This is a genomic window from Allokutzneria multivorans, assembly GCF_039537405.1.
GTDB classification, from domain to species: domain Bacteria; phylum Actinomycetota; class Actinomycetes; order Mycobacteriales; family Pseudonocardiaceae; genus Allokutzneria; species Allokutzneria multivorans.
On sequence record NZ_BAABAL010000003.1, the window covers coordinates 302,060 to 328,579 of the forward strand.

24 protein-coding genes and 3 tRNA genes are annotated in these 26,520 nt (G+C 69.5%); 11 read left to right on the forward strand and 16 right to left on the reverse strand.

Annotation, left to right across the window (positions count from 1 at the left end; translation table 11 throughout):
- The first annotated feature begins 226 nt into the window (after positions 1-226).
- From ABD798_RS01670 to ABD798_RS01685, 4 genes are all read left to right on the forward strand, one after another.
- Positions 227-1,336 (forward strand): agmatine deiminase family protein, encoded by a 1,110-nt coding sequence (locus tag ABD798_RS01670; protein WP_344870643.1) that lies wholly within the window; start codon positions 227-229, stop codon positions 1,334-1,336.
- Positions 1,336-1,893: a TetR/AcrR family transcriptional regulator gene (locus ABD798_RS01675; RefSeq protein WP_344870644.1), complete on the forward strand. Its 558-nt coding sequence runs from the start codon at positions 1,336-1,338 to the stop codon at positions 1,891-1,893. Before ABD798_RS01670 ends, ABD798_RS01675 begins: the two co-directional genes overlap by 1 nt.
- Positions 1,894-1,930: 37 nt before the next feature.
- Positions 1,931-2,404 carry a carboxymuconolactone decarboxylase family protein gene (locus tag ABD798_RS01680; protein ID WP_344870645.1) on the forward strand — a complete coding sequence of 158 codons (474 nt, stop codon included), beginning with the start codon at positions 1,931-1,933 and terminating at the stop codon, positions 2,402-2,404.
- A gap of 255 nt (positions 2,405-2,659) precedes the next feature.
- Positions 2,660-2,962, forward strand: coding sequence for an ArsR/SmtB family transcription factor (locus ABD798_RS01685; protein ID WP_344870647.1), 303 nt, complete (start codon positions 2,660-2,662; stop codon positions 2,960-2,962).
- 22 nt (positions 2,963-2,984) lie between these two features.
- Here the strand turns inward: ABD798_RS01685 and ABD798_RS01690 are convergent, their stop codons facing one another.
- From ABD798_RS01690 to ABD798_RS01700, 3 genes are read right to left on the reverse strand one after another with little or no spacing between them, the layout of a single operon-like run.
- Entirely contained in the window at positions 2,985-4,085 is a 1,101-nt protein-coding gene (locus tag ABD798_RS01690) for an NADH:flavin oxidoreductase/NADH oxidase (RefSeq protein WP_344870648.1), read from the reverse strand.
- A gap of 32 nt (positions 4,086-4,117) precedes the next feature.
- Positions 4,118-5,425, reverse strand: a complete 1,308-nt coding sequence (locus tag ABD798_RS01695) for a condensation domain-containing protein (protein WP_344870649.1) — start codon at positions 5,423-5,425, stop codon at positions 4,118-4,120.
- Entirely contained in the window at positions 5,418-9,062 is a 3,645-nt protein-coding gene (locus tag ABD798_RS01700) for a type I polyketide synthase (protein ID WP_344870650.1), read from the reverse strand. Before ABD798_RS01700 ends, ABD798_RS01695 begins: the two co-directional genes overlap by 8 nt.
- A 414-nt stretch (positions 9,063-9,476) precedes the next feature.
- Between ABD798_RS01700 and ABD798_RS01705 the strand changes: the two genes are divergently transcribed.
- The 6 genes from ABD798_RS01705 to ABD798_RS01730 all read left to right on the forward strand — a co-directional run bounded on the left by ABD798_RS01705 (position 9,477) and on the right by ABD798_RS01730 (position 16,379).
- Positions 9,477-10,475 (forward strand): biotin synthase BioB, encoded by a 999-nt coding sequence (locus tag ABD798_RS01705; RefSeq protein WP_344870651.1) that lies wholly within the window; start codon positions 9,477-9,479, stop codon positions 10,473-10,475.
- On the forward strand, positions 10,475-12,058 hold the full coding sequence (locus ABD798_RS01710; protein ID WP_344870652.1) for an AMP-binding protein: 1,584 nt from the start codon (positions 10,475-10,477) through the stop codon (positions 12,056-12,058). The genes ABD798_RS01705 and ABD798_RS01710 overlap by 1 nt, the downstream gene beginning before the upstream one ends.
- Positions 12,055-12,963 carry an alpha/beta hydrolase gene (locus tag ABD798_RS01715; RefSeq protein ID WP_344870653.1) on the forward strand — a complete coding sequence of 303 codons (909 nt, stop codon included), beginning with the start codon at positions 12,055-12,057 and terminating at the stop codon, positions 12,961-12,963. Before ABD798_RS01710 ends, ABD798_RS01715 begins: the two co-directional genes overlap by 4 nt.
- Before the next feature lie 345 nt (positions 12,964-13,308).
- Positions 13,309-14,292: an ArsR/SmtB family transcription factor gene (locus tag ABD798_RS01720; RefSeq protein WP_344870654.1), complete on the forward strand. Its 984-nt coding sequence runs from the start codon at positions 13,309-13,311 to the stop codon at positions 14,290-14,292.
- A 10-nt stretch (positions 14,293-14,302) separates the two neighbouring features.
- On the forward strand, positions 14,303-15,019 hold the full coding sequence (locus ABD798_RS01725) for a dienelactone hydrolase family protein (RefSeq protein ID WP_344870655.1): 717 nt from the start codon (positions 14,303-14,305) through the stop codon (positions 15,017-15,019).
- Positions 15,020-15,026: 7 nt separating this feature from the next.
- Complete coding sequence (locus tag ABD798_RS01730; protein ID WP_344870656.1) at positions 15,027-16,379, forward strand: DUF2252 domain-containing protein; 1,353 nt, start codon at positions 15,027-15,029, stop codon at positions 16,377-16,379.
- Positions 16,380-16,873: 494 nt separating this feature from the next.
- On the opposite strand, the gene ABD798_RS01735 is transcribed toward ABD798_RS01730, so the two are convergent.
- Entirely contained in the window at positions 16,874-17,248 is a 375-nt protein-coding gene (locus ABD798_RS01735; RefSeq protein ID WP_344870657.1) for a hypothetical protein, read from the reverse strand.
- A 130-nt stretch (positions 17,249-17,378) separates the two neighbouring features.
- Here ABD798_RS01735 and ABD798_RS01740 point away from each other — a divergent pair, with 130 nt between their 5' ends.
- The gene (locus ABD798_RS01740) at positions 17,379-18,044 is read left to right on the forward strand and encodes a hypothetical protein (RefSeq protein WP_344870658.1); all 666 of its coding nucleotides are present in this window, start codon (positions 17,379-17,381) and stop codon (positions 18,042-18,044) included.
- 2 nt (positions 18,045-18,046) lie between these two features.
- Here ABD798_RS01740 and ABD798_RS01745 read toward each other — a convergent pair.
- The 12 genes from ABD798_RS01745 to ABD798_RS01800 form a co-directional block, all read right to left on the reverse strand.
- Positions 18,047-18,119: transfer RNA gene (locus tag ABD798_RS01745), tRNA-OTHER, on the reverse strand.
- Between the two features lie 15 nt (positions 18,120-18,134).
- A tRNA-Glu gene (locus ABD798_RS01750) sits at positions 18,135-18,206 on the reverse strand.
- A 93-nt stretch (positions 18,207-18,299) separates the two neighbouring features.
- Positions 18,300-18,372 (reverse strand) — tRNA-Asp (locus ABD798_RS01755).
- A 298-nt stretch (positions 18,373-18,670) separates the two neighbouring features.
- Positions 18,671-19,519: an alpha/beta fold hydrolase gene (locus tag ABD798_RS01760; protein WP_344870659.1), complete on the reverse strand. Its 849-nt coding sequence runs from the start codon at positions 19,517-19,519 to the stop codon at positions 18,671-18,673.
- 11 nt (positions 19,520-19,530) lie between these two features.
- Entirely contained in the window at positions 19,531-20,889 is a 1,359-nt protein-coding gene (locus ABD798_RS01765; RefSeq protein ID WP_344870661.1) for an FAD-binding oxidoreductase, read from the reverse strand.
- Positions 20,886-21,464, reverse strand: a complete 579-nt coding sequence (locus tag ABD798_RS01770) for a TetR/AcrR family transcriptional regulator (RefSeq protein ID WP_344870662.1) — start codon at positions 21,462-21,464, stop codon at positions 20,886-20,888. Before ABD798_RS01770 ends, ABD798_RS01765 begins: the two co-directional genes overlap by 4 nt.
- Positions 21,465-21,523: 59 nt before the next feature.
- Positions 21,524-21,742, reverse strand: coding sequence for a hypothetical protein (locus ABD798_RS01775; protein WP_344870663.1), 219 nt, complete (start codon positions 21,740-21,742; stop codon positions 21,524-21,526).
- Between the two features lie 59 nt (positions 21,743-21,801).
- Positions 21,802-22,761 (reverse strand): NAD(P)-dependent alcohol dehydrogenase, encoded by a 960-nt coding sequence (locus ABD798_RS01780; RefSeq protein ID WP_344870664.1) that lies wholly within the window; start codon positions 22,759-22,761, stop codon positions 21,802-21,804.
- Positions 22,758-23,030, reverse strand: a complete 273-nt coding sequence (locus ABD798_RS01785) for a helix-turn-helix transcriptional regulator (RefSeq protein WP_344870714.1) — start codon at positions 23,028-23,030, stop codon at positions 22,758-22,760. The genes ABD798_RS01780 and ABD798_RS01785 overlap by 4 nt, the downstream gene beginning before the upstream one ends.
- Entirely contained in the window at positions 22,982-23,410 is a 429-nt protein-coding gene (locus tag ABD798_RS01790) for a hypothetical protein (protein WP_344870665.1), read from the reverse strand. The genes ABD798_RS01785 and ABD798_RS01790 overlap by 49 nt, the downstream gene beginning before the upstream one ends.
- A 339-nt stretch (positions 23,411-23,749) precedes the next feature.
- On the reverse strand, positions 23,750-25,897 hold the full coding sequence (locus ABD798_RS01795) for a penicillin acylase family protein (protein WP_344870666.1): 2,148 nt from the start codon (positions 25,895-25,897) through the stop codon (positions 23,750-23,752).
- A gap of 32 nt (positions 25,898-25,929) precedes the next feature.
- A complete protein-coding gene (locus ABD798_RS01800; RefSeq protein WP_344870667.1) occupies positions 25,930-26,514 on the reverse strand; it encodes a TetR/AcrR family transcriptional regulator in 585 nt (194 codons plus the stop codon).
- Positions 26,515-26,520 lie beyond the last annotated feature (6 nt).

The following is a 26,520-nucleotide window of genomic DNA, read 5'->3' on the forward strand; positions in this document are numbered from 1 at the left end:
CCCTTCGCGGAGCCCGACAGGACAGAGCCCAGGCGGTTCACGGAACACCGCACGGTGGCCATCACGCTCCACCTCCTCAATGTCCTCAGCGCGGACTGACGGACCCAATGTGGCTTTGGTTACGTCTGACGTAACCAAAGCCACATTGGGTCGGAACTCGGCGCTCAGGTTGACTGAAAATTCAGTCAGAGTTAGCGTTGTGGGGTCGGCGAGGAGAAGAGGCGTGATGCGGCGGCGACGGTTCATGGGGCTCGGCCTGGCGGCGGGCGCGGTGCTGGCGGGGTGCGGTGGCCCTGAGGATGATGGCGCTCCGGCCGAGAAAGCTCCTGCTCAGCGGCGGTGGGTGATGCCGGAGGAGGGGGAGCCGCACAAGCGGACGTGGATGGCGTTCGGGCCGAGCGAGCGGATCTGGGGCGCGGCCCTGCTGCCGAAGGTGCGGCAGGACCTGGCCAGGATCGCCGCAACGATCGCGCGCTTCGAGCCGGTGTCGATGCTGGTCAGGCCCGGTGATCTGGAGACCGCGCGCGGCCTGGTCGGCGCGGTCGTCGAGCTGGTCCCCGCCGAGATCGACGATCTGTGGATGCGCGACACCGGGCCGGTGTTCGTGAAGAGCGGTGGCGCCAAGGCCGGGGTCGACTTCAACTTCAACGGCTGGGGCGGCAAGCAGGCGCACACCCGCGACGGCAAGGTCGCCGGATTCGTCACCGGCCGAGCCGGGGTGGAGACCGTCCGCACCGATCTGGTGCTCGAAGGCGGCGGCATCGAGGTCGACGGTGAGGGCACGGCGATCATCACCGAGTCCTGCGTGCTCAACGACAACCGCAACCGGGGCAGGACGAAGGCCGAGGTCGAGGCGAAGCTGAACGAGCTGCTGGGCATCACGAAGGTGATCTGGCTGCCCGGGATCGCCGGGCGCGACATCACCGACGGCCACACCGACTTCTACGCGCGCTTCGCCGGGCCGGGCGTGGTCGTCGCGGGCCTGGACCACGACCCGAACTCCCACGACCACGCGGTCACCCACCGCCACCTCGACATCCTGCGCGCGGCGACAGACGCTCGCGGTCGACCGCTGCGGGTGGAAACCCTTGATGCGCCAGAGGAATTGCGCGCCAAGGACCCCGAGGGCGACTTCGCGGCGGGCTACATCAACTTCTACGTGTGCAACGGCGCGGTGATCGCCCCGGAGTTCGGGGATTCGAAGACGGACGCGGCGGCCGGAGCCACGCTGCGGCGGCTGTTCCCGAACCGTGAGGTCGTGCAGATCAACATCGACGCGATCGCGGCGGGCGGCGGCGGAATCCACTGCACGACGCAGCAGGAGCCGGTGGGCTGATGGCGAAGCGCAGAACCCAGCTCCTGCAAGCGGCCGTCCGCGTCATCGCCCAGGACGGCGTGCGCGGACTCCGCGTGGAGAAGCTCGCGGCCGAGGCGGGCGTGTCCACCGCGCTCATCTACTACCACTTCAAGGACCGCGCGGGCATCCTGCACGCCGCGCTCGACCACATCAACCAGCGCGCGGAGCGCTACACCTCGGTCCCCGCCGACGGTGATTCGCTGGAACAACTCCGCCAGATGCTGCTGCTCGAACTCCAGGACACCGACGACGTCCGCGAGAACAGCATCGCCTGGGGCGAGTTACGCGCCAGTGCCGTGTTCACCGAGGACCTGCGCGAGGCCCTGCACGCCACCACCCGCGCGTGGAACGCCGACGTCGAAGCCCTGCTCCGGCAAGCCGGTGTCACCGATGCGGCGCTCGCCGCCGAACACCTGACCGCGCTCGTCGAAGGTCTCAGCGAACGCTGGCACAGCGGCTCGATCACCCTGGAGCGCGCTCGCGAAGCACTCACCCTGGCCGTGCTTGTCACATCTCGCGGAGCTGCCTCGTCGTAGAGGTGTACCCACCAGACGAACGGCAGGGAGTGCACCAATGGACGCTCGGTTGAACCTCTTCGGCAACGCGGTCGCGGGGAAGGTCCTCAAGCACATCATCGCGGCGGGCAACCCCGTGAAGGGCTCGACGCTGCCCGCCGCCACGCAGGAGCTGGTCAAGATCCGGGCCAGCCAGATCAACGGCTGCGGGTTCTGCACCGACATGCACACCAAGGAAGCCACGCACGCGGGCGAGAACTCGTTGCGCCTCAACCTGATCGCGGCCTGGCGCGAGGCCACCGTGTTCACCGGGGCGGAGCGCGCGGCGCTGGAGCTGACGGAGCAGGGCACCCGCATCGCGGACGCGGCGGGCGGCGTGACGGACGAGGCGTGGGCCAACGCCGCCAAGCACTACGACGAGGACGAACTCGCCGCCCTGGTCTCGCTGATCGCGCTCATCAACGCCTTCAACCGGGTGAACGTCCTCGTGCAGCAGCCCGCTGGCAGCTACGAGGTCGGCCAGTTCGCCTAGCACCCGTCCTGCAAGTGGTTGAGCCGTGCCTTCCGGTCGCGGTGTCGCCGGGGGTTGGGGTGTCTTCAAGACCCCCAAACCCCGCTGTTGATCATCTTTAACCGCCGCAAACCCCGGAGTGGTTGAGGGTTTGCGGCGGTTGGCGATGATCGAAGGCGGGGTTCGCAGGTCTTGAAGACTGGCGAACCACCGTTGCACCTCGCGTGCGCCTCAACGTCCGCGAGGGGGTGGGGCGCCCGGGGTAGGGTTGACCGCATGAGGTCGCCCAGTTTTCCCGCCGTCTCGGAGATCGTTCCGGAGCGGGTGTTCCACGCGCTGAGCGACCCGGTGCGGCTGGAGATCGTCAGGGATCTGGCCAGGCTCGGCGCGGCGACCTGCGCGGAGGTCACCTACGACCGGCCGAAGTCGAGCATGTCGCACCACTTCCGCGTGCTGCGCGAAGCTGGCCTGGTGCACAGCAGGGGCGAGGGCGTGCACCTGATCAACTCGCTGCGGCGCGAGGACCTCGACGAGCGCTTCCCGGGGCTGCTCGACGCGGTCCTCGGCGCCATCAGCTGAGGCAAGGCGGCACAGGCACAGCTCAGGCGCCGTCGTAGCGCGAGAGCCAGTGCGCGTACTGCACGGGCAGCGTCGTCGTGGCGGGCGCGGGAACGCCCAGCTCGCGGGCGGCGCGGAACGGCCAGTGCGGTTCGGCCAGCAACGCGGTGCCGAGCACGACGAGGTCGACCTTGCCGGTGGACACCAGCTCCTCGGCCTGCTGCGGGGTCCTGATCCGCCAGCTGGTCGACGTGGGCACCCCGGCCTCCTCGCGCACGCGCCCCGCGTACGGGCCGAGCATCGCGGGACCCCACGGGATCTGACTGTCCACAGTGGAGAAACCCATGCTGACGTCGAGGAGGTCCATGCCCTCCTGCTTCAGCTCCCGCGCGGTCTCGATGCTCTCCGTCAGCGTGCGCTCGTCGTCGCCGTCGAACTCGATCACGCCGAGCCGCACGGTGAGCGGGCGGTCCTGCGGCCACACCTCCCGCACCGCGCGCAGCGTCTCGACCAGGAACCGGGCGCGGTTCTCGCGGCTGCCACCGTAGGAGTCGGTGCGCTGGTTGGCGTGCCGGGACAGGAAGCTCTGCGCGAGGTAGCCGTGCGCGAAGTGCAGGTTCAGCCACTCGAAGCCGAGGTCGCGGGCGCGCTCGGCGGCGGAGACGAAGTCGGCGCGGACCCTGGCGATGTCCGCCAGCGTCATCTCCGTCGGCACCTTGCCGAGCCCGCCGCCCAGCGGCACCGCCGACGGCGAGATCGTCGGCCAGCCGCGTGGGTCGTCGTCGGGGATGTGGTCATCGCCCTCCCACGGGAGGTTCGCGCTGCCCTTGCGCCCGGCGTGCGCGAGCTGGATGCCCGCGACCGCGCCCGCGGACTTGATCAGGTCGACGGCCGGGGCGAGCGCCTTGGCCTGCTCGTCGTCCCACAGTCCGAGGCAGCCGGGGGAGATCCGGCCCTCCGGTGAGACCGCCGTCGCCTCCACGGTGACCAGCCCGGCGCCGCCCCTGGCCAGCCCGGCGAGGTGGGAGAGGTGCCAGTCGTTGACCACGCCGTCGGCGGCGGAGTACTGGCACATCGGCGAGACCGCGATGCGGTTGCGCAGCGTCGCGCCCTTGAGCGAGAACGGGTCGAACAGCGTCGGCACGGCGAGCTCCTTTGTTCGAAAGTTCTCGTACATTAGAACACGTCGGCGAGCAGCTCCAAGTAGCGCCGTCGAACACCCTCCAGGCCGGAGATCGCGGCGCCGTCACAGGCCAGTTCGCCGACGTAACCACCGCCCGGCGTGTCCCACAGCATCAGCCCGCAGTCCATGCCCTCGCCCAGCGGAGCGATCGGCAGCTCGGCGAGCTGAGCGTCCAGCAGATCGGGCACGAGCCGCGCGCCGAAGCCCTGCAACGCGAACTGGATGCCGAAGACGGGGTGCCGCCCGGGCGCGCGCGGCGGGTTGACGTCACTGAGCAGGACCTCGAAGGGCAGCCGCCCGTGCTCCATCGCGTTGATCCGCTCGCGATGCACCAGAGCCACTGGATCGCCGGAGTCGAGTTCCAAGCGCAGCAACAACAAGTCCCGCGCGCCGCTCACGGTCCGCTCGTCGTCGGCGTGCCACCGGTGCGCGATGGGCACGGCGACCGTCATGTCCGAAGCACCCGTCACCTTGGCCAGCACCCGGCCGAAAGCCGCGAGCAGCACGGTGAACGGCGTTGTCCCGGCGGCAGCCGCGCGAGCGCGGACAGTGCGCGCCAACGACGGCGGCACCTCGACGGGAACGCTCTCCGGCGAACCCGGAACGGCCAGCAGAGGGAGCCCGGGAGCGTCGCCGAGGCGCTGGCGCCAATAGCGTTGCGCCGCTTGGGCTTCCGGGCTGGAGAGGTAGGCGCGCTCACGCCGGACCTGGAGCTGCGCGGACGGCGGCTGGGGGAGCTGAGCGCCCGCGTAGAGCTGGCCCAGCTCCTCCATCAGCAGCGCCAACGACATGCCGTCGACCGCGACCGCGTGCACGGTCAACGTGAGCACGTGATCGTCCGAGAGCGCGGCGGTGAGCAGGGGCGGACGGCTCGCGTGCGGGCGCGGCGGCTGGGAACCCGGCACGATCGTGACCGGGCACGGCGGGTGCACCAGGCGCGCGAATCCACGCAGCCGGACGTAGGCCGTGCGCAGCACCTCGTGCCGGGCGACCAGCTCGGTCAGCGCGGCTTCGAGTGCGACGCGGTCGGGCGGCCCGCTCAACGCGAAGGACATCGTGCGAACACCAGCGGGCGCCTCGGCGGAGCTGTCGTCAACGCGGCCGCGCTCGATCAACAACGCCGGAGCGAGCCGTTTTCCGCCTTCCAGCAAGGAAAGCAGCTCCGCACGGGCGGCGCGCAGTACCGTGCGGGCGGAGTCGGTGAAGACGCCCGGCGGGGCGAGGAAGCTCAGCTCCCCGTCCTCGGCCCACAACTCCATCCCACGATCGACAAGCTCACCAGCGGCTCGCAGGTCAGACACGGCCCGCCTGCATGGTGTCGTCGTCCATCCGATCTCCGTCCGAGGTCAGGGCGTGCGCGAGGTCCTTCGCCAGGGTCGCAACGCTCGCACCGTCGAGCACCTGGCGCAATGCCAAGGACACGCCGAACCGGGTGGAGATCGCGTTCCGCAGCTGCGTCGCCATGATCGAATCCACGCCCACGGCGGTCAACGGCTCCTGCTCGCCGAGATCGTTGCTGGTCACGCCCACGACGCGGGTCACGGACGCCCACACCTCCGGCACGAGCCGCACGCGCGCGGCCTCTGAGGACAACGCTCGCAAGCCCTGGACGCCATCGAAGGTGCCACCGTCCGCGACAGGAGCCGAACGCCCGAGCACGGCGAGCACCTCGGGACGCGTGCGCCGCATCTCGACGTCCTCCGCGCGCGCCACGAGACGACCATCGGAGGCGAACACCTCGATGCGTCCGCGCAGACCGGCAGAGTCCTTGTGCGTGATCTCCGCGCGCGCCCACAGCTGCCCCGCGCCGCTCACCGCGAGGTCCAGGGAGCCCATGCGCATGAACAACATCAGCCCCTCGGAGGCGGGCACCATCGCGTTGAACAGCTGCATGCACGCATCGAGCACGCCGACCTCCAAGCCGGTCGCGGTTGCCGCGTCGGGCTCGGAGGAGAGCCGGGCGAGGACCACGCGCTCGGACACGTGCCACAGCCTGTCGATCAACGCGACGCTCGGGCCGAGGTCGAGACCGCGCTCCTCGCGCATCCCTTGGTAGAAGTCCGAACCAGGCCGCGAGGCGTCGTCGAGCTCGGCCAGGTCGAGCTGCCCGTCCAGCGCCACCGCGCCGGTCCTGGCCGAAGCGCGCGCGTGCTCGACCCACTCGCCCGAGTCGGCGTGAACACTGACCGAAGAGCCGTCGACGATCGTGTGCACGGTCTTCTCCGAATCAGCCACGACAAGGGCTTCGCTGATCGAGAGGTCCACCAACCGGGAACTGCGAGTTGCCGCAGCGGCAAGCTCCACGTAGACGCCGACGTGCACGAGCCCGGCACTGTCGGAGATGTCGCCGGGGGCGAGCACGGTCTCGTACTGGTCCTGCGGCAACGGCGAAGAAACCTTGCGCCCCAACAGTCCCTGGCCCTCGTCGCGCGCACGAGCGGCCCTGTGCAGCCCGTCGAGCCACAGAGTGCGGCGCTCGAACGGATAGGTCGGCAGCGCACACGGCCTACCGGAGCTGGGGAAGCTGACGTCCACGCCCAACGCGTACAGCGAACCGAGGCTGTCCAGCAGCTGGCGGGTGTCGTTCTCCTTGCGCTTCAACGAGGAGAGCCACGTGGCGGAGCCGGGCGCGCCGCGCTGGCCGAGGTCGGTGAGCGTGCTGTCCGCGCCGATCTCCACGAAGCACGTCACGCCGATGTCTTGCAGTGCCCGCACTCCGTCCCAGTACTGAACGGGCTCGCGCATGTGCCTGCGCCACCGGTGCGAATCGGTCAGCTCGCCAGGCGCGGCGATGGCGCCGGTGAGGTTGCTCGCGAACGGCAGCACCGGGTCGGCGATGGCGACGCGCTCGGCGACCGCCTCGAACCGGTCAAGCACGGGGTCGAGCAGCCGCGAGTGGAACGCGTGCGAGACGGGCAGCCTCCGTGAGCTGATCCCCAGACGCCCCAACGCGGAAGCCAGCTCGTCGATCGCGTCGACCGGCCCGGAGAGCACGATCTCGGCGGGGCCGTTGTGCGCGGCGATCTCCACGCGCCCGGTCAGGTGCTCGATCTCCTCGGCGGTGGCGAACACCGCGAGCATCGCGCCCTCGTCGGCGGGCAGCTCGGCCATGAGCCTGCCGCGCTCCACGCACAGCCGCAGTCCCTCGCGCCAGCTCATCGCCCCGGAGGCGCAGGCCGCCGCGTACTCGCCGAGGCTGTGCCCGGCGACGGCGGCCGGAGCGACGCCGAAGGACGTCCACAAGCGCGTCAGCGCGGCCTGCACGGCGAACAGCGCGGGCTGCGCGACGGAGGTGTCAGTGATCGCCGAGCCGTCGTTGTCGGTGCTCGACGGGTAGAGCACGGGCAGCAGCGCACCTCCGGCCGCCGCGTCGATCTCCTCGACGGCCTCGCGGTAGACCGGCTGAGTGTCGAACAGCTCGCGCCCCATGCCGACAGATGCGGTGCCTTGGCCGGAGTACAGGAAAGCCACCGACGGAGCCGCATCGCGGGGAACACGCCGCACCGATGCGATCTCCTCCAGTCGCGAAGCCATTTCCTCAGCGTCGGAGGCCACGACGGCGGTCCGCCACGCCAAGCGCGCGCGGCCGGTGTTCGCGGTGTGGCACACCTCGGCCAGCGACGCGGCACCCGAACGCAGGTGCTCCGCGTACTGCCCGGCGAGCGTGCGCAGCGCCGACTCGGTGTGCGCCGAAACGGTCAGAACATGCGCCGGAGCAACGGAAACAGAGGACGGCGATGGGGCCGGAGCTTCAAGCAACACGTGAACATTGGTGCCGCTGAAGCCGAAAGCACTGACCCCGGCGACCCGCCGACCCGTCCACTCCACAGTGGACAGTGGGATCTGCGCGCCGAGGTCTTCGAGAGCGGGGTTGAGCTGGCGGACCGGCTGACCCGGCACGATCCCGTGCTGGACGCACAGCACGGCCTTGATCAGCCCGGCGACGCCCGCAGCCGCCTCCGCGTGCCCGATGACGGCCTTGGCGGAGCCGAGCATGACGGAGCCGCCGAGGACGGAGCTGACCGCCGCGACCTCGATCGGGTCACCGACTGCGGTCCCGGTGCCGTGGCACTCGACGTAGCCGACGTCCTCCGGCGCGAGGCGCGCGTCCGCGAGCGCGGCGGTGACGACCTCGGACTGGGCCCGCCCGCTCGGCACGGTGATGCCGTTGGAGCGCCCGTCCTGGTTGACCGCGCTGCCCCGGATCACCGCGAGCACGGTGTCCCCGGCGGCCTCGGCGTCGGAGAGCCGCTTGAGCACGACCATCCCGCAGCCCTCGGCGCGGCCGTAGCCGTCGGCGTCGGCCTCGAACGTCCGGCTGCGGCCGTCGGAGGAGAGCGCGCCCATCCGGTCGAGCACGGTGGACAGCTCGGGCAGCAGCACCAGGTTCGCGCCACCGGCCAGCGCCAGGTCGGACTCGCCGCCGCGCAGCTGCCGCACGGCCTGGTGCACCGCGAGCAGCGACGAGGAGCACGCGGACTCCACGGCCAGCGCCGGGCCGCGCAGGTCGAGCAGGTAGGACAGCCGCCCCGGCGCCATGCTCAGCATGTTGCCGGTGAACGCGTACGGGCTCAGCCGCTCCGGGTCGGCCTGGAACTGGCGGTGCAGGTAGTCCGGGCTGATCAGGCCGAGGTAGACGGCGGTGTTGCTGCCCGCGAGCCGGTCGGGGGCCTGGCCCGCGCGCTCCAGGGCCTCCCAGGCGACTTCGAGGAACAGCCGGTGCTGCGGGTCCATCGCGGCGGCCTCGGTCGGGGTGAGCCCGAAGAAGGCGGCGTCGAAGCCGTCGACCCGCTCCAGCAGCAGGCCCTCGCCCGCTCGGCCGGAGCGCACGGGCTCGCCGTCGAGCAGGGCCTTCCAGTAGGACTCGGGCGTGGCGATCCCGCCGGGGAACCGGCAGGCCATGCCGACGACCGCGATCGGCTCGGGTGTGCGCGCCATGCTCATGTGTTCCGTTCTGAGCTGTGGGTGGAATGGGGTCGGGGTGCTCTGCGACCCGAATCGCAAATCTTTTTCGCGAATTCGGGTGCGGCACTCGCTCGGCTTCCGGACTGGAATGTAGCGTCCGCGTGACGGTCCGGGCAGCGCGAGTTACGAACAATGGCGCAGGTCACAGGCAAACCTCAACGGCGTGTGAAGCCCTTATTACGGTTTGCCGGACGGGGCTCTTTCGCTTGACCGATCAAGCGGAGTCGGTGTTAGCTTCAATCGGCTTCCACCGAAAGCGCGCTCGCCTCCGTCGCGCCCGCTTTCCGCCTTCTGGTCCGACCTCCCCTCAAAGGCTGAGCAGGTCGGACACCACACCTTCAGACCCATCCCGGAGCGACGCTGCTCACTCCTGCTGTGAGGAAGAGAATGTCCCTGACCGTCCCAGAGCTCACCGACATGCTTCGCGCCCGTGGGGAGGCGCAGGAGCAGCTGTTTTCCGAGGCCCGCCGCTGCCGTGCCGCCGCCCGCGGCGACGTCGCGGTGCTGCGCGGAGTCGTCGAGGTCACCAATCTCTGCCGGGTCAACTGCGACTACTGCCCGATGCGCCGCGACAACACCACGTCGAACTCGATCTATGTCCTGGACGTCGAGCAGATCGTGGCCCGCGCTCGGGAGATCCACGCTGCCGGGATCGACGTGGTGTTCCTCCAGGCGGGTGAGATCCCGAAGACCACGAAGATCGTGGGCGAGGCCATTCCGCGCATTCGTGAACTGTTTAACGACAAAGTTGAGATCTTGCTCAACCTCGGTAACAAGAAGCGCTCCGAGTACGCCTATCTCAAGGACCAGGGCGCGACCAGCTACATCCTCAAGCACGAGACCAGCGATCCCGAGCTGTACGCGAAACTCCGTCACGAGACCTTCGAGTCGCGCATGCGCTGCATGGAGGACCTGCTCGACCTCGGCTACAAGGTCGGCACCGGCGCGATGAGCGGGCTGCCCGGCCAGAGCCTGGAGAGCGTGGCCGAGGACATCCTGCTGGCCAAGCGGCTCGGCGTGCACATGTCCAGCATCGCGCCGTTCATCCCGGCGCCGGGCACCCCGATGGAGAACGACGGGTACGGCGATGTGAACGTGGCGCTCAACGCGATCGCCGCCATGCGGATCGTCGAGCCGACCTGGCTGATCCCCTCGGTCAGCGCGCTGGCCAAGACCCGCGACGACGGGCAGCTGCGTGGTTTCCAGGCGGGCGCCAACGTGATGACGGTCAACTTCTCCGACCCCGCGAGCGCCGGGAAGTACCTCATCTACGGCAAGGACCGCTTCGTGGTCCGCCGCGAGCACGCCACCCGCGCGCTCACCGGTGCCGGGATGACCGTCACGGGCTCGGTGTTCCTGCGCGAGCTGATGGGCACGGGCGCGTGATGAAGGCCGACAAGATCGCGATCGTCATGGACGACCGCACCATGACCCACGGCGAGCTGGACGAGCGGGTCGCGCGCATGGCGCACCTGCTGCGCGGCGCGCTCGGGCCGGGGGAGCGGGTCGCCGTCCTGCTCGACACCTGCCCGGAGTACCTGGTGACGTGCCTGGCCGCCGAGCTGGCCGGGGTGGACTTCATCCCGGTGAACGTGCACCTCACCCCCGAGGAAGCGGCCTACATCGTCAACGACGGTGACGCCCGCCTCGTCGTGACCTCGGTCGGCGTCGCCGGGTTGGCCAGCATGCTGGTCGACCTCACGCCGTCGGTCCGCAGGCGCCTGGTGGCCGGCGGTGCGCTGGCCGGCCACCAGGACTTCGACCACGCGCTGGAGGGGCAGCCCACCACGCCGGTCGAGGAGTCCGAGCCCGGCAAGGTCGTCGTCTACACCTCGGGAACCACGGGGCGCCCCAAGGGCATCATCGCCGAGCGGCCCACGACGGGCGGCCCTGGCGACTGGTTCGTGCCGATGATGGCCGAGCTGCTCGAAGGCGATGAGAACAGCGTCGGCCTCACGCCGGGGCCGCTGCACCACGGCGCCCCGCTGCGGTGGTCGCGCGCCACGCTGAAGCTCGGCGCCACGCTCGTGCTGCTGTCCCGGTTCGACCGCCGAGGGCTGCTGGAGGCCGTGCAGCGGCACCGCGTCACGCACCTGCAGCTCGTCCCCGCGATGATGCAGCGCGTTCTCAAGCTCTCGCCGCAGGTCCGCGCGTCCTACGACATGTCAAGCCTGCGCGCGGTCATGCACACCGCCGCGCCCTGCCCGCCGCAGGTCCGCGCCGAGTGGATCGACTGGGTCGGCGAGAAGGTCTGGGACGTCTACACCAGCTCCGAGGGCTTCGGCAGGGCGATCATCGGCGCGCGGGAGAGCGCGAGCCGGCCCGGCTCGGTCGGCCGCCCGATCGGCTGCGAGATCCACGCCTGCGACGAGTCCGGCGCCGTGCTGCCGCCCGGCCGCACCGGGGTGCTGTGGTTCTCCGGGCTCGGCGGGGCTCCGACGCCGAACCGGATCGCCTACCGCAACGCGCCGGAGAAGACCGCCGCCCTGTACAACCAGCGCGGCTGGGCCTCCGTCGGCGACATCGGCCACGTGGACGAGGACGGCTACGTCTACCTCACCGATCGCCGGTCCGACACCGTGATCATCAACGGCGTCAACGTGTTCCCGCGCGAGGCCGAGGACGCGCTGCTCGCGCACCCTGCCGTCGCCGACGTCGCGGTGATCGGGGTCCCGGACGCGATGATGGGCGAGCGGCTGCTCGCGGTCGTCGAGCCGGTCGAGTCCGCCGTGCCCGGCTCCGAGCTGGCCGCCGAACTGATCGCCTTCTGCCGCACCAGGATCGCCGGGTTCAAGTGCCCGAGGAACGTCGAGTTCGTCGACTGCCTCCCGCGCGGGGCCGAGGGCAAGCTGCGCCGCCGCCAGGTCCGCGACGCCCACCGGCAGAACGCGAAAGGCGCCCTGTCGATGGTGATAAGCCTTGGTGACGCGTGCGGCTGCGCCAAGCACAAGCGGGCGTACGCGAAGTGACCACCGGCATGTTCCTGGGGCAGCTCAAGGATTCCGTCGTCGACCTGCTCGCCGAAGGGCGCCACGCCGAGGCCCGCGAGCTTGCCCTGCGGGCTCACGGCGGCTACCCCAAGCAGCGCGCGCTGACCGAGGCGTGGGTCGCGGAGACGTTGTGCCGCACCGGAGACGACGACACCGCGATCGCCGTGCTCGGCAAGGCGCTCGACGAGGGCCTGTGGTGGTGGGAGGAGATCCTCTCCATCAACCCGCCTCTGCGCCCGCTCCAGGGACGCGCCGACTTCGCCGAGATCGTGCGCCGGTCGGAGCAACGCCGCGACCGGACCCTCCAGGACGTGCCGCCCGTGGTGTACGAGCCCGAGGGGCCTCCGCGCGGTGTGCTCGTCCCGCTGCACGCCCGCACCGACCGCCACCGCGGCTTCGCCCGCAGGTGGAGCGCGGCCTGTGACGCGGGGTTCCTCGTCGTGGTGCCGCAGAGCCGCGAACTGACCACGTCGGACGGTGACGTCGGCTGGATCGACGAGGACCTGGCCCGGTCGCAGGTCGCGCAGCTGTGCGCCTCCGTCGCCGACGGCCTTCCCGTCGTGCTCGCCGGGTACTCGCAGGGCGCCCGCTTCGCACTGGAGTGGACGATGAGCGACGCCGTTCCCGAGGCGACCGGCTTCGTCGCGCTCTGCCCGCCGGAGGACCGCATGCCGGTCGTGTCCGATCCGCCGCGCCGCCCGCGCGGCTACGTGTTCACCGGCGAGCACGACGACGACCGCCCCGCCGCCGAGCGCTTCTCCGCCGAACTGGCCCGCCACGGCTTCGACGCCGGGCTGGAGGTCATGGCGGAGACCGGGCACACCTACCCCAAGGACTTCGCCGAACGGCTCCTGCGCGCTCTGGCACACGTACTCCCGCACTGAGCGGAATACGCGAAGAACCTTTCTTTCGCAAGTGAATCCGGCACACGTACGAGTGCTATGAGAGCGCTCTCGCAGAAGTGGATCCGGTGGCGACATAAAAGAACTTGAACGCGTTCGCGCGCATTCACCATTCCGAGTGGGTTTCAGGTCATATCGGGAACCTCGGCGAACGTGGCGCCGTCGCAGCTCCGCGGCCTCGGAAGAGCGCCGGAGCCGTCACACCACAGGGTGAGCCAGTCCTGTTCGCACACGCAGAGCGCACGCCCACACACGCGTGTGTGTGGCGGTGTGCGGGTGCGGTGACCAGGATGCTTTGTTCAAGAACGAAATCTGGGGCAGGTACATATGTTGCGCATCCACTTCGAAGCGGACGATCTCTCGCGCGTGCGCGTGCTCGACGCGCCGGACCCGATGTGGGAGACGCTGCTCAGTGTTCACATGCTGCAGAAGACCGACGGGGAGATCCCGTTCGGGCAGTGGCGCTCCCGGGTTCGCGGACAGGCGACCCCTTCCGTGCGCCTGCTCACCACGCTGGCGCCCGCCCGCGGTTATTCGGCGGACTTCCTGACACCCACCGTCGGTTCCAAGGACCTCACCGGCGCGCTGGACCGGTTGCTGAACACCTCCGGCCGGTTCCTGCACGAGGACGTCGCCGAGCTGGCCGGCGAGCAGCCGCTGCCCGCGCCGGTGAAGCGCCTGGCGACCGGCGACTCCGAGGTGCTCGGCCTGCTCGACCGCACCGTGCGGCACTACTTCTCCTACGCGTTGCAGCCGTACTGGAACACCATGACCGCCCAGATCAACGCCGACCGGCAGACCCGGTTCCAGACGATGCTGGGCTCCGGCGTCGAGGGCGTGCTCAACCACCTGCACCCCAGCGTGCGCTGGCGTTCCCCGACGCTGGAGGTCGACTACCCGGTCGAGCAGGACCTGCACCTGGGCGGGCGCGGTCTGACGCTGGTGCCGTCGTTCTTCTGTTGGAAGACCCCGGTCACGCTCAAGGACGCCAACCGAGACCCCGTGCTGGTCTACCCGGTCGACCGCACCCCCGGCTGGTCCGACCCCGCGCTGCGGAAGATGTCGGGCACGCGCTCGCTCGTCGCGCTGCTCGGCAAGACCCGCGCCGTGGTGCTGGAGGCCATCGCCGCCCGGCCCGGCGTCAGCACCACCGAGCTGGCCGTGCGGCTGGCCATCTCCCCTGCGGGCGCCAGCCAGCACGCGACCGTGCTCCGCGACGCCGGGCTGATCATCACGCAGCGCCGCGGCGGCTCCGCACTGCACAGCATCACCGGCTGCGGCCTGTCCCTGTTGGAGGCCGCCTCCCGCTAGGGTCGGTGGGATGAGCGCGCGCTACGAGCGGATCGAGTCCCACGACGGCAAGGGCTTCGACGCGTACTGCGCCGTGCCCGCCACCGTCCCCGCGCCGGGAATCCTGCTCTTCCAAGAGGTCTTCGGCGTCAACGACAACATGCGAGGCCTCGCCGACCAGCTCGCCGGGCACGGCTACCTCGCGCTCGTCCCGGACATGTTCTGGCGACTGCGGCCGCGCTTCGAGAGCAAGGACGAATCGGGGCTCGCCGAGGGCATGGGGCTGTCCCAGCAGCTGGACCACGCCCTGGCGGCCGAGGACATCACCTCCACCTTCGCCCACCTCCTGGAGATGCCGGAGTGCGACGGCGCGGTCGGCGGCGTCGGGTTCTGCCTCGGCGGCACGCTCGCGTACCTGTTCGCCCGCGAGTCCCGTGTGGACGGTCGCGGCCCTGACGCCGTCGTGTCCTACTACGGCTCGGCGATCACCGACGTGGCGGCCGGCAGCGCGAAGATCGACTGCCCGGTGCTGTTCCACTACGGCGCCAACGACCCCTACATCCCCCAGTCCCAGGTGGACGAGGTCGAGGCCGCCTTCGCCGGGCGCTCCGACGTGAGCGTGCTGCGCTACGACGCGGGCCACGCCTTCTCCAACTGGGACGCGCCCTCCTTCTACGACAAGCCCTCCGCCGACCTCGCGTGGGGCCGCACCCTGGAGTTCTTCGCCCGTCACCTGACTTGTGCATGATGGGGGAGTGGACACACAGCCGACGTTCCGGTCCTGGGTCAAGCCCTCCGAGGTCTTCGAGCGGGGTCGTTCGCTGCGCGCCCAGGTGCCGTTGGAGCTGCACGACCACGACCCGCTCGGCTCCGGGCGGCCGAGCGCGGTGGAGTTCGTGCGCGCCAGCAACCAACCACGCCTGCCGGAGCTGACCCCGCTGCGCGTCGGCCGGATGCTGGCCTCGCCCTTCGCCTTCTACCGGGGCTCCGCCGGGTTGATGGCCGCCGACCTCGCGGCGACGCCGACGAGCGGGGTGACCGCGCAGATCTGCGGTGACGCGCACGCGGCGAACTTCGGCCTCTTCGGCACCAACGAGGGCCGGATCATCATGGACATCAACGACTTCGACGAGACCGTGCCCGGCCCGTGGGAGTGGGACCTCAAGCGCCTCGCCGCGAGCCTCGTCCTCGCCGGTCGCGAAGGCGGTGTCTCCGAGGACGGCTGCGCCAAGGCCGCCGAGGACTGCGTGCGCGCGTACCGCAAGACCATGGCGCGCTTGGCCGAAATGCCGTTCCTGGAGGCGTGGAACGCCCTCGCCGACGCGGCCTCCATCGGCAAGCTCAAGGCTGACGAGCTGCTCGACGACTTCGAGAAAGCGTCGAAGAAAGCGCGCAAGAACACCAGTGCCAAGGTCGCGGCCAAATGGACCGCCGACGGCGGCTTCGTCGAGGACCTCCCGGTTCTGCGGCACGTCACCAGCGAGACGGCTCGGTCGGTGACCGACGGCCTCGCCGACTACGTGGGCACACTGCGCGAGTCCCGCCGCGGGCTGATCACCCGCTACGCCGTCGCCGACGTCGCCTTCCGCGTCGTCGGGACCGGCAGCGTGGGCTTGCGCAACTACCTGGTCCTGTTGCACGGCAACGAAGACGACGCGTTGGTGCTCCAGGTGAAGCAGGCCGCGCCGTCGTGCCTTGAGCAGTACCTCGACGTGCCGCCGCACGAGCACGAGGGCAAGCGGATCGTCGACGGCGCACGCCTCGTCCAGGCCGAGACCGATCTGCTGCTCGGATGGACCACAGTGGACGGTCGGCACTACATCGTTCGCCAGTTCCGCAACATGAAGGGCGACATCGACCCGACCGCGCTGCGCAAGGACCACCTCGACGACTACGGTCGGCTCGCCGGAGCGCTGCTGGCCCGCGCGCACTGCCGCTCCGCCGACCCCCGCCTGCTCTCGGGCTACCTCGGGGATGACGAGGAGCTGGACGAGGCCGTCGGCCGGTACGCGGTCCGCTACGCCGACACCGCGGAGGCCGACCACGAGGAGCTGGTGGTCGCTGTCCGGCGCGGCGAGCTGGACGCCGAGATCGAGGACCGCGACTGATCAGCTGATCCGTGAAACTCGATCTCCGAGCATGCGCTTGCGGTTTCGGTTGTCGTTTGGGAGGGACCTGGCCGCACTGGTTCGGCCTGACCGACGCCGTCTACTGGATCGGCTGCTTCAACCCCGGCCGCGCTGGAGCCGGTTCCGCCGGACCTGGAGGAGTTCCTGGTCGCCGACTTCGACGACGCTGACCACGACGTCACCGCCGCCGTTGGTGGTGCGATCGCAGCGTGGACTTCGCTACCTGGTCCGAACCCGACCGGCCGCCGATCCGCGACCTCATCGCCGCGATGGAGGAACGGACATCGCTTCTGGAAGCCAACGGCACCTCCGTCACCGACCTTCGGCGCGACCACGCTCGGCGCGTCCGCTCGCTCGCCGAACGCGCCACCCCGCCACCGACTGGGTCGCCGTTCGCACCGGAGCGCGGAAACTGCTGCGTTGACCCGCGTTGTGCGGGCGCAATGCGCTACGCCCGCACAACGCACGACTCATCAGCCGTTGAAGTCGTAGTACTTCGTGCAGATGAAGCGCGCTCCGCCAACCGGGCTTCCCGCGCACACGCTGAAGTCACCCGACCCGCGGAACCCCGTCGTGTTGAGCGATCCGACGTTGCTCTGAGCCATCCACGTGCCCTTGATGCTGTAGTTGCGATCCATCCGCACCATCTCGCCCTTGCGGAGGTTCAGGCCTTCACCGTGCAACACCCGGGTTCTGGTGTTGAGCCACAGCTTGGCCGTGACCCCGCCCTTGCTGGCCGAGGCGAGCAGCTTCATCTCCCCGGCCGTTGAGGCACTGGACGCGCTGCCGAGCAGCATCGCCGCGGTGACGGAGGCTGCGAGCGCTCCGGCGACAGTTCTCTTGCGCATGGAACTCCTAGCTAGAACGAACAGGGTGTTCGTGGTGACGACGCCCATCCGCCCCGCTCGGTTCGCAAGATCGTCGCGATGTACCGGGAAACAGGGACAATTCGCTGGCGCGGACTGCGAGACTGGCCAGGTGAACGAGGACCTCGCCGCCGCTCTGGCGCGCGTCGACCACGCCTTCGCGTCGTACCCGCGACGCGCGGTGCTCGACGGCTGCCCGCACTGCGCGGGTGAGACCACGGTGGACGAGCACGACCTGTACTCGCTGACGATCAAGCTGGGCAACACCATCGGCGACCGCCACGACGTGAAGAGCCTGCTTCCCCTGCTGTTGCGGGAACTGACCGTCTCGGACTCGCTCGACCCGGGCATCGTCCTCGGCAAGCTCGCGCGGGAGCAGTGGCGCACCTGGGCTTCCGCCGAGCAGGCGGCGATCAACGACTACCTCGACGCGCTGTGGCACGCGCTGCTCGCCGACTTCCCGTCGCGAGTGGGCGCTTTCGTTGGTGCCGCTGACTTTCTCGCCGCCGTCGTGCACACCGATTCCGGCGTCGAACGCTACTTGGCTGCTTGGGACGCGGTGTCGAGCGGTGCGGCGGATCGCCATCTCGCCTTGCTGGTGAACGACTTCGACTTCCGCGCGCGGCGGGCGGATGCCGTCGTGGTCGCATGGCTGCGCCGCGCGAGCACCCGTGACCGCCTGCTCGCCGCGTTCGAGCGCGACCACTCCGCGCCGTGGGCCGACGAGCTCGCCGCCGCCCACGATCGCATCGTGCACGCGCGGGAAACCCTGCGGTGAAGCCGTCCCGCCGGGAATTGAACCCGGGTCCTTCCTCGTGTTGAGAAGATGCTCTGCCTGCTGAGCTACGGGACGCGTGCGGGTGGAGCGTAGCGCGTACGGGATTCGAACCCGTGTCTCCGGGCTGAGAACCCGGTGTCCGTTCCGCTGGACCAACGCGCCTTCCGGCAGTGCCGAGTCGGATGCCCGCGAGTCGAACGCGGTGACTCCTGATCCCAAATCAGGTGGGGTCGCCATGCCCCTCGCACCCGGCAGCGCTCACGACGGGATTCGAACCCGCGACCTCCGCATTGACAATGCGGTGCTCTAACCTCTGAACCACGTGAGCTCGAAAAGAACGTGCGTGACCGATCCGGGTATCGATCCCGGTCCTCCGCGGTGAAAGCGCGGTGACCTAGCCAGCAGTCGCATCGGCCTTGCGCGCACAAACGTTGGCAGCAAAGAGAAAGCCGCCCTGGTCGGTCTTCCCGACGGGCGGCTCCCTTGTCATGACGACAACAACAACGTCATGGCGGGGAGCACACGCGCTCGCGTTCGGGGAAGACCTGGGGATCGTTGATATCCGGCATTTCTCCTCCTTCGCTCAGCTCGTGTGAACACAAGATTGCCCGCCGCCGCGTGAGCGGTCAATCCCTTTTCCCGCAGACCTCCACCAGAACTTCCGCGACCGCGGCTGCCCCGGTCTGCGACATCATCAGCGTTCCGTGGTCCACAGTGGACACTCGAACCGACGGGGCGAGGCAGTCCAGCTCTGCCTCGAATCCCGCGACGGCGTCAGGTGTGTAGGCGGGCGAGCTGTCCTTGCCGACGCTCCACTCCGCGTACACCAAGCGCGTCGGTACGGTCAGCTCCCGCCACTGCGGTTCGCCGAAGAACACGTCCTTGGCGTCGCTGAGCACCGCATCGCGGTTGAGCCGAACGCGCCCGTCCGCGAGCGAGTGCGCGAAGTAGTCCCGCAGCAAGGGATCGTCGGCGGACAGCAACGAATTCGCTGCGGCGTGCACGGCGACGTACTCGTCGAGGTCCGGCCAGGTCCGCTCCATCAGCGCGAACTCGGGCGCGAAGGCGAGCGGGACCATCTCCGGAGTGAGCTTGTCGTGCCCTGCCATGGGAAAGCCGCCGTCCAGCAGCACGAGTTCGCTGACGCGGTCGGGGTGGCGGACCGCGAGATCCACGCCCAAGAAACCGCCCATCGACATGCCGCACACGATGATCTCGTTGATCTGCAAGGCATCGAGCACGCGAAGCAGGTCCTCGGTGTGCTGTCGCAGCGAGAACGGTCCGGTGATGTCGCTGCTGTCGCCGCGTCCACGAAGATCGGGCGCGATCAGGGAAAGACCGGGTTCCCGCGCGGTGACCCAGTTCCACAGGCGCCGGTGACTGGTCACGCCGTGCAGCGCGAGCACGGGCGCGGTGTCGGCGGTGCGAACGTCCATGGCCAGGGAACCGCCGTCGACAGGGAAGTGCTGGAGCATGGTGCCGCCCTTCAGAGTTCGCCGACGACCTTCGTCGGGTTGAACAGGTTCAGCGGGTCGAGCGTGCGCTTGAGCGCCCGTTGCACAGCGGTCACTTCCGGGCCGAGTTCTCGTTCCATACCAGCGCGTTTGAGCAGACCGACGCCGTGCTCGCCGGTGACCGTGCCGCCGAGTTCGAGCGCATCGGCGAGGATGTCGTCGAAGGCGGCCTGCGCGGCGAGCCTGGCAACATCGTCGCCAGGCGGAGTGAGCAGCAGCGGGTGCAGGTTCCCGTCACCGGCGTGTGCGATCGTCGCGATGCGAACCTGGTGTCGCGCAGCCGTTTCCTCGATCCGCGCGAGCATGAGGTGCACGGCCGATCTCGGTACGCAGACGTCCTCGGTGAGCACGGGGCCGAGCCGTTCCAGCGCCGGATATGCCAGCCGCCGCGCGGCGAAGAGCGCTTCGGCTTCGACGGCGTCCGTGGATCGCTCGGCCCACGCGGCACCGGCTTCGGTGAACGCCTCGGCGAGAGCGGTCGCCTCGGCGTCGCCCGGAGTGTCCACGCGCGCGAGCAGCATCGCAGCTGTTCCCGGCTCGATGCCGAGCTGTTTCCACTCCTCAACGGCCTCCATGCACGTGCGGTCGAGGAGTTCGAGCGCCGCGGGCTGGAGTCCGCGCCGGGTGCACAGCGCGACCGCGCGACCGGCGTCGACGAGCGAGTGGAACGCGCCGACGACCGTGCGAGCGGCGATTGTGGGCGCCGGTCGCAGGCGCAGGGTGATCTCGGTGATCACGCCGAAGGTTCCTTCAGCGCCAACGAAAAGCCCGGTGAGGTCGTACCCGGCGACGCCCTTCGTGGTGCGGCGGCCGAGGCTCACCTCGGTGCCGTAGTCGCCAGCAGGGCCGCCCATGACCACCCGCATGCCCAGCACGTAGTCGCGCGTGACGCCGTACTTGAGGCAGCACAAGCCGCCCGCGTTGGTCGCCACGTTGCCGCCGATGGTCGACCACGGAGCGCTGGCGGGGTCCGGCGGATACCAGAGGCCGTGCTCGGCAACGGCTTTCTTGAGATCGTCATTGACGACTCCGGGCTGCACGACGGCGAGCAGGTTCTCCGTGTCGATCTCCACGATCTCGCGCATCCGCGAGAGGTCGAGCACCAGGCAGCCGTCGGTCGCGTTGGCTCCACCGGACAGCCCGGTTCCCGCTCCCCTTGGCACGACGGGAACACGCTGCTCCGCGCACACCCGAACGGCTCGCTGGACATCCACTGTGGACTGTGCGCGCAGTGCGGCGGCCGGGCGCCCGACCGGAGCCCATTCGGCTTCGTCGTGGCTGATCCCGGCCAGCACTGCGGGATCGGTGATGAGACCGGGCAGCTCGATCATGGCTGCTCCAACGGTCCGTCGGCCGCCAGTTGCGCAACGCGTGCCAGCGCCGTGCCCCACTCCTCGGTGGTGGTCTCGGCGTGGATCGGCACGATCCCGAAGCCCGCCACGGCGAACCGGGCGAACAGCGCGGTCCGGAAGGCCAGATCGGGCGGAGCGTCCACCGGCGTCAGCAGCTCACCGATCCGCATGGCGGCCAGGTTCAGCTCCTGCGTGCCCGTCGCGATCAGATCGGGTTCTCGCAGGATCACCTTGCGGCGCCCCAGTTCCAGTTGCCAGTCCTCCTCGGTGATCGCGCGGGCCGTCGCCAGGACCGCGTCGCTGAGCGCGGTGACGGGGTCCTCGGCGGCGGTCCGCGCGTCGAGCCTCCTGATCACCCGGCTGAGGAACGGGTCGAACCAGAAGATCGCGGCCTTGGTGGGGAAGGCGCGGAAGAGCGTGCGCTCGGAGACCCCGGCCAGCTCGGCGATCGCCTTGGTGGAGGTCGCCGGGTACCCGTGCTCCAGGCACAGCTCGATCGCGGCCCGCCGCACCGCGAGCTGGGTGCGTGCGGCCTTGCCCTCAGGTGCTCCCATGTGAAGCACCTTACGCCGGAATGTCAGTATCTGCCAGAATGGATGTCAGTTACTGTCGTCTAGCGGGGCTCGTAGTAGAGGAACCACGGGCCGTCGTAGCGGCACTCGTACCAGGAGGCCCACGTGCGACGCACGAGTTCCCGCCCCTCGGCCTGGCACGCTTGGATGCTCGGGAAGTGCCCCGGGTACTTGACGAGGGCCTCCGCCGAGGCGTTCGGTGCGACCAGGGATGCGATGCCCAATGCCATGGCGGCGACCACCAGGAGTCTTGTTCTCATCACCCCAGGCTGCACCCGGACGTCGCGGCGTGGGGCGCATTTCGAGGAACGTGCGACTGTCACACGGTGACGACGACCTTGCCCGCCGTGTGTCCTTTGTGGACGTGATCGATCGCCTCGGCGGCTTGCTCCAAGGGGAAGGTTCGACCGAGTACCGGTGCGACAGCGCCACTTTCGATCAGTTCCCGGAGCTCGTCGAAGTCCTCCGCGCGCTCCGTGCTGATCAGTCCGCGCAGCCGCTGTCCGACGAACGGCGACCACAGCGCCGCGCGCAGCGTCCGGTCGATGCCGCCGACCCACTTGCCGCCGTTCTCCCCGCCGACGATCACCAACGTCCCCTTCGGTGTGAGAGCGCGGCGGAGGTGGCGCAACTTCCGGCATCCCGCCGTGTCGAGCACGAAATCGTGGTGCCCGGCAGCGGTGATGTCCTCTGCGGTGTAGTCGATGACGCGCTCAGCGCCCAGGCTCCGGACCATGTCCAGCTTCGCCGGGCCGCACACGCCGGTCACGCGCGCCCCTCGCGATGCGGCGATCTGCACCGCGAACGTGCCGACTCCGCCCCCGGCGCCGATGATCAGCACTCGCTGTCCTTTGTGGACATCGCGAAGCCCTTGCAGCGCAGTGCCTCCGGAGATCGGCACGGCCGCCGCTTCCTCGAAGCTGAGGTTCGTCGGTTTGCGGGCGAGCAATCCTTCTTCTGCGACCGCGTACTCGGCGAGCGAGCCTTCGCACGTGCCGAAGACCTCCTCGCCCGGGGCTAACCGGCTCACCCCGGGACCGACCGCCTCCACGACGCCCGCGACATCGCGACCGCGCACGGCGACCCTGGGCCTGCGAAGGCCGAAACCCATGAGCCGCAACAGGTACGGCTTGCCGGTCATCAGGTGCGACACGTCAGGGCCGATCCCGGCGGCGCGCACCCGGACGAGCACCTGGCCGCGCCCGGGAGCTGGTCGGTCGATGTCGTTGAGCGCCAACGTGTCCGTCGATCCGTAGCGGTGCTGGATGATCGCCTTCACGGTGCCTCCTCCGGGTACTGGAACACGTCTTCGAGCCCCACCCGGAACACCCGGGCGATCTGGAACGCCATCTCCAACGAGGGGGAGTAGCGCCCCTGCTCGATGGCGATGACCGTCTGGCGGGTGACCCCGATCAGCTCGGCGAGGCGTGCCTGCGTCATCTCGTCCTCGGCGAAGCGCAGCGTCCTGATCTGATTGGTGACCCTGGTCGGCTTCGGCTTCACCACGGCTGGAAACCCTCGCGGTACGCGGCGATCCTGGCCGCCGATCCGAGCACGGCGGAGAGCACGAAGCCCAAGTAGATGACGTTGGCGATCCAGAAGTGCGCCAGCCCGCCCAGTGCCATCAGCAGCGCGGCGAGCGCTCCGATCACCACGAAGGCGTTGCCGACGTGGTCGCCGAAGCGCTCGATCTCGCGGTCCCGCTGGTCGCGCAGCGTGGAGCCGGGCTCACCGGTGACCGCGACCAGGATGTTCAGCGCGATCGCCGCCACGACCGCCGCGCCGACCGTCCACAGCAGCGCGTCGGCGTAGCGCGCCTCCGCCAGCGCTCCGCCGTCCCATCTGCCCAGGACCAGCAGCAGGTAGCTCGCGTACCCCGCGACCGCGACCACCGCCATGATCCACGCGCGCTTCTCCTCGATCGCCACGACGCCCCCTCGTGTCAAGAATGTTTGACACCGTCGAAGGTAAAGACTCTTCGACACCATGTCAAACATTCTTGACTTCGGGTCGTCCGGCCGCAGACCCCGCCACCCCCAACGCCTCATTCGGTGCGTCCAGAGAGCCCTGAACGACCCCTTCAGGTACTTGAGCGCACCAAACGACCCGTTCAGGGCTCCCGACGCACCAAACGACCCGTTCAGCGCGCTCGACGCACCAAACGGGTCGTTCAGGGCGTTGAGGTACCCGAAAGGGCCGTTGGGGGAGTTGAGGTACCCGAAGGGGTCATTCGGGGAGTTGAGGTAGCTGAATGAGTCATTCAGGGCTCAACGGCGCGCGGGGCCGATTCGCTTGTACTGACCGTGGATCCAGCCGCGCATGTCCGAGTAGTACCACCGCGAGAAGCGCCGGTCGGACGGCCCGCCCGCGAGGCAGCTTTCCCAGCCTGGCACGGCGAAGTCGGCCACGACGCGCAGCGACGGCGCGAACGTGGTGAGCCGCCCGGCGGAGCGGTAGATCTGCGTCTGGTGGGGCGTCGCCCGCCCGCCGACGAGGGTGACCGGGCCGCGGTCGAACCCGGCGATGCGCGGTAGCTTGCCGCCGAAGAGCATGTGGCTCATGAGGACACCGCGCTGCTTGCCCCACGGCTCGGGCTTTCCTGTCAGCGCGGCGGAAGCGGCGGCCTCGAACAGCTCTTCGCGGGTCTTGTCGCCGAACCACGGCGAACGCTCGGAGAGCAGGACGCGGTCGAAGTTCGCGTAGAAGTCGGTCAGGATTCCGGTCTGCGCGATGATGTACGCGACCGTCTCGGTGCCGAGGACCGGGCCGAACACCAGCTCGATCAGCTTGGCGTAGAACCGTTCGAACGCCTCCGCGCCCTCGGACCGCGCGTCGTAGGAGAAGTCCCAGTCGCCGACGGCTCGCCCGGAAGCCGTGTCGGGCAGAAACGGTAGCAAGATCGAAACGAAATGCTCGGCCTGCTTCGAGTGCACGTCGTGCTGGATGCTCTTCATGTGCTCGGCGCCGAGTTTCTCCGCAGTGCCAAGCAGCTCGGCGATCCGGTCCGCGCGGTAGGAAGCCATCGGCGCGTTGATGGGGGAGACAACGCCGAGGTGGTTGAGGTCGTTGTTCGCGGTGACGATGAAGCCGCACTCCGGGTTCTTCACCCGAGGTAGCTCCGAAGCCGCGTGGAAGCCCTGCCAGTCGTTGTCGGAATCCCAGCCTGGCAAGGGGATCAGGCCGCTCCGGCTGGGGCCGCGAACAGGAATCCGGCCGGACATCTGGTAGCCGATGTCGCCCGAGGAATCAGCGAGGACGAAGTTGAACGACACCTCCAGTTCGCCGAGGTGACGCATGCCCTCCGCGACGGTCTTCGCGTTCCACAGAGCCAACATCGCCTCGATGGACCTGGCGCCACCAAAAGCGCCCGCCCACCGCGTGGCCAGCTGGTACTCGCCGTCGTCGGGGGAACCGTCGAGCACGCCGTGGTTCTCGGTGTCCCAGAACGTGACTTCGACGGGCGATTTCCCTTTGCGCCGCACCACTTCCACGCGCTGGCGCAGCGGAGCCCACTCGTCGCCGCGAAGCACGCAACCGTCCTTCACGCGCTCCACCCACGAGTCCGTGGCGTCGGCGAAGCTGTACGTGGCGCCCCACGCCAGGTCATCGGTACGAGCCAGCAAGAGCCCGCACAGCCCAGGAATCGTCGCACTCACGGCGTAGCGGTCAGGGCATTCCACCACGACCTCGTACCAGACGGCGGGCAGCCGGTTGATCTCCAAATGCGGATCGTTGGCCAGCAACGGCTGACCGGATCGCGTCCGATGACCGGCCACCACCCAGTTGTTCGAAGCCATCAGCCGCGAGTGCGACGCCAGCTCGCGCACCGCGTCCGGCACGAGCTGATCGGTGAGCCGCACCTTCTTCAGCAACGACGGATCGAGCCCGGACAGCTGCCCGGGGAACAGCGCTTCCAGGTGCTCGACGCCGACCCCGGCGCGGACGCACTCCACGATCCAGCGCTCCAGTTCGCCCTGCGACTGCGCCAGCGACACGTAGCCGACCATCCGCGAGACGAGCACGATGTCCTCGATCGTCCACGGCTCCGGTCGATGCCCGAGCACGCGCAGCTCCCACGGCACCGACCGCGACAGCACGTGGTTCACGCCGACCACATAGGCGTCGAGCCGCTCACGAGCGTCCGTGCTGAGCGCGGCCGTCTCCTGCGCGAGGTCGCTCTGCCAGTTCATCTTGCGGAAGAAGAGGTCCACGTCGACCAGACCGGGATCCAGTAACTCCGCGCCGCGCCCCCGCGCGATGATGCGCGTCATGAGCATCTGGAGTGCACGGTCGGTCGCGTGCGCGATGCCGAGCCCCCGGTAGACGCCCAACTCGGAATTCGCGCGCACGCGCATGACACCGCGCTCGCCCCTGTGCAACGAGACCAGGTTGTCCACGTGGATCTTTCGGCGCATCGAGCCAGTAGACGGAGTCCTGTCGCGGCCCGTCAACCCCGCCCTTCGACGGGCGCCAACGCGCCCCACAGCGCACCAAGGCACACCGCGCGCAGCTCTTCGCGCGAGTACGCCTGGTTGGCGAGCCAGTCCACGCACATCGTGCGCACGAACACCAGCCAGCTCGTCAGCGCTGCCGACACGAGGTCTCGCGCGCGCTCGTCGAAGCACGCGTTGTCGAGCAAACGGTGCCGCAACGTGGCCAGTTCACCCTCGATGATCGCCTGGATGACCTGGTCTCCCGCGAGCTCACGGTTGGCAGCGAGCACCGTGTGGCTGTTGGCCTCGAAGTACTCCAGGTGCGCGTCGAGCGCCGCGGCGACCTGACCGGTCACGGGCGCGTCGGGGTCGAACTCCGACTTGGCGAGCAGCTGTTCGGACGCCTGCACGTAGATCGCGGCGAAGAGGTCGCGCTTGTTCGGGAAGTACCGGTACAGCAACGCGCGCGAGATGCCCGCGCGCTCGGCGACGTCCTCCATCCGCACGTCCTCGTACGGCTTCGCCGCGAACAGCGTGGCCGCGACGTCGAGCAGCTCGGCGCGGCGCTCGGCCGGATCGAGCCTGCGGCGTGGGGGCATCCCGCC

Excerpts from the sequence above, each read along its gene's own strand:
- ABD798_RS01700 (WP_344870650.1), bottom strand. The coding sequence starts at position 9,062 with ATGGCGCGCACACCCGAGCCGATCGCGGTCGTCGGCATGGCCTGCCGG.
- ABD798_RS01795 (WP_344870666.1), bottom strand. The coding sequence starts at position 25,897 with ATGCGCCGAAAGATCCACGTGGACAACCTGGTCTCGTTGCACAGGGGC.
- ABD798_RS01765 (WP_344870661.1), bottom strand. The coding sequence starts at position 20,889 with ATGATCGAGCTGCCCGGTCTCATCACCGATCCCGCAGTGCTGGCCGGG.
- ABD798_RS01675 (WP_344870644.1), top strand. The coding sequence starts at position 1,336 with ATGGCGAAGCGCAGAACCCAGCTCCTGCAAGCGGCCGTCCGCGTCATC.
- ABD798_RS01775 (WP_344870663.1), bottom strand. The coding sequence starts at position 21,742 with ATGAGAACAAGACTCCTGGTGGTCGCCGCCATGGCATTGGGCATCGCA.
- ABD798_RS01685 (WP_344870647.1), top strand. The coding sequence starts at position 2,660 with ATGAGGTCGCCCAGTTTTCCCGCCGTCTCGGAGATCGTTCCGGAGCGG.
- ABD798_RS01670 (WP_344870643.1), top strand. The coding sequence starts at position 227 with ATGCGGCGGCGACGGTTCATGGGGCTCGGCCTGGCGGCGGGCGCGGTG.
- ABD798_RS01760 (WP_344870659.1), bottom strand. The coding sequence starts at position 19,519 with ATGCTCCAGCACTTCCCTGTCGACGGCGGTTCCCTGGCCATGGACGTT.
- ABD798_RS01705 (WP_344870651.1), top strand. The coding sequence starts at position 9,477 with ATGTCCCTGACCGTCCCAGAGCTCACCGACATGCTTCGCGCCCGTGGG.
- ABD798_RS01770 (WP_344870662.1), bottom strand. The coding sequence starts at position 21,464 with ATGGGAGCACCTGAGGGCAAGGCCGCACGCACCCAGCTCGCGGTGCGG.
- ABD798_RS01800 (WP_344870667.1), bottom strand. The coding sequence starts at position 26,514 with ATGCCCCCACGCCGCAGGCTCGATCCGGCCGAGCGCCGCGCCGAGCTG.
- ABD798_RS01725 (WP_344870655.1), top strand. The coding sequence starts at position 14,303 with ATGAGCGCGCGCTACGAGCGGATCGAGTCCCACGACGGCAAGGGCTTC.
- ABD798_RS01720 (WP_344870654.1), top strand. The coding sequence starts at position 13,309 with ATGTTGCGCATCCACTTCGAAGCGGACGATCTCTCGCGCGTGCGCGTG.
- ABD798_RS01710 (WP_344870652.1), top strand. The coding sequence starts at position 10,475 with ATGAAGGCCGACAAGATCGCGATCGTCATGGACGACCGCACCATGACC.
- ABD798_RS01680 (WP_344870645.1), top strand. The coding sequence starts at position 1,931 with ATGGACGCTCGGTTGAACCTCTTCGGCAACGCGGTCGCGGGGAAGGTC.
- ABD798_RS01735 (WP_344870657.1), bottom strand. The coding sequence starts at position 17,248 with ATGCGCAAGAGAACTGTCGCCGGAGCGCTCGCAGCCTCCGTCACCGCG.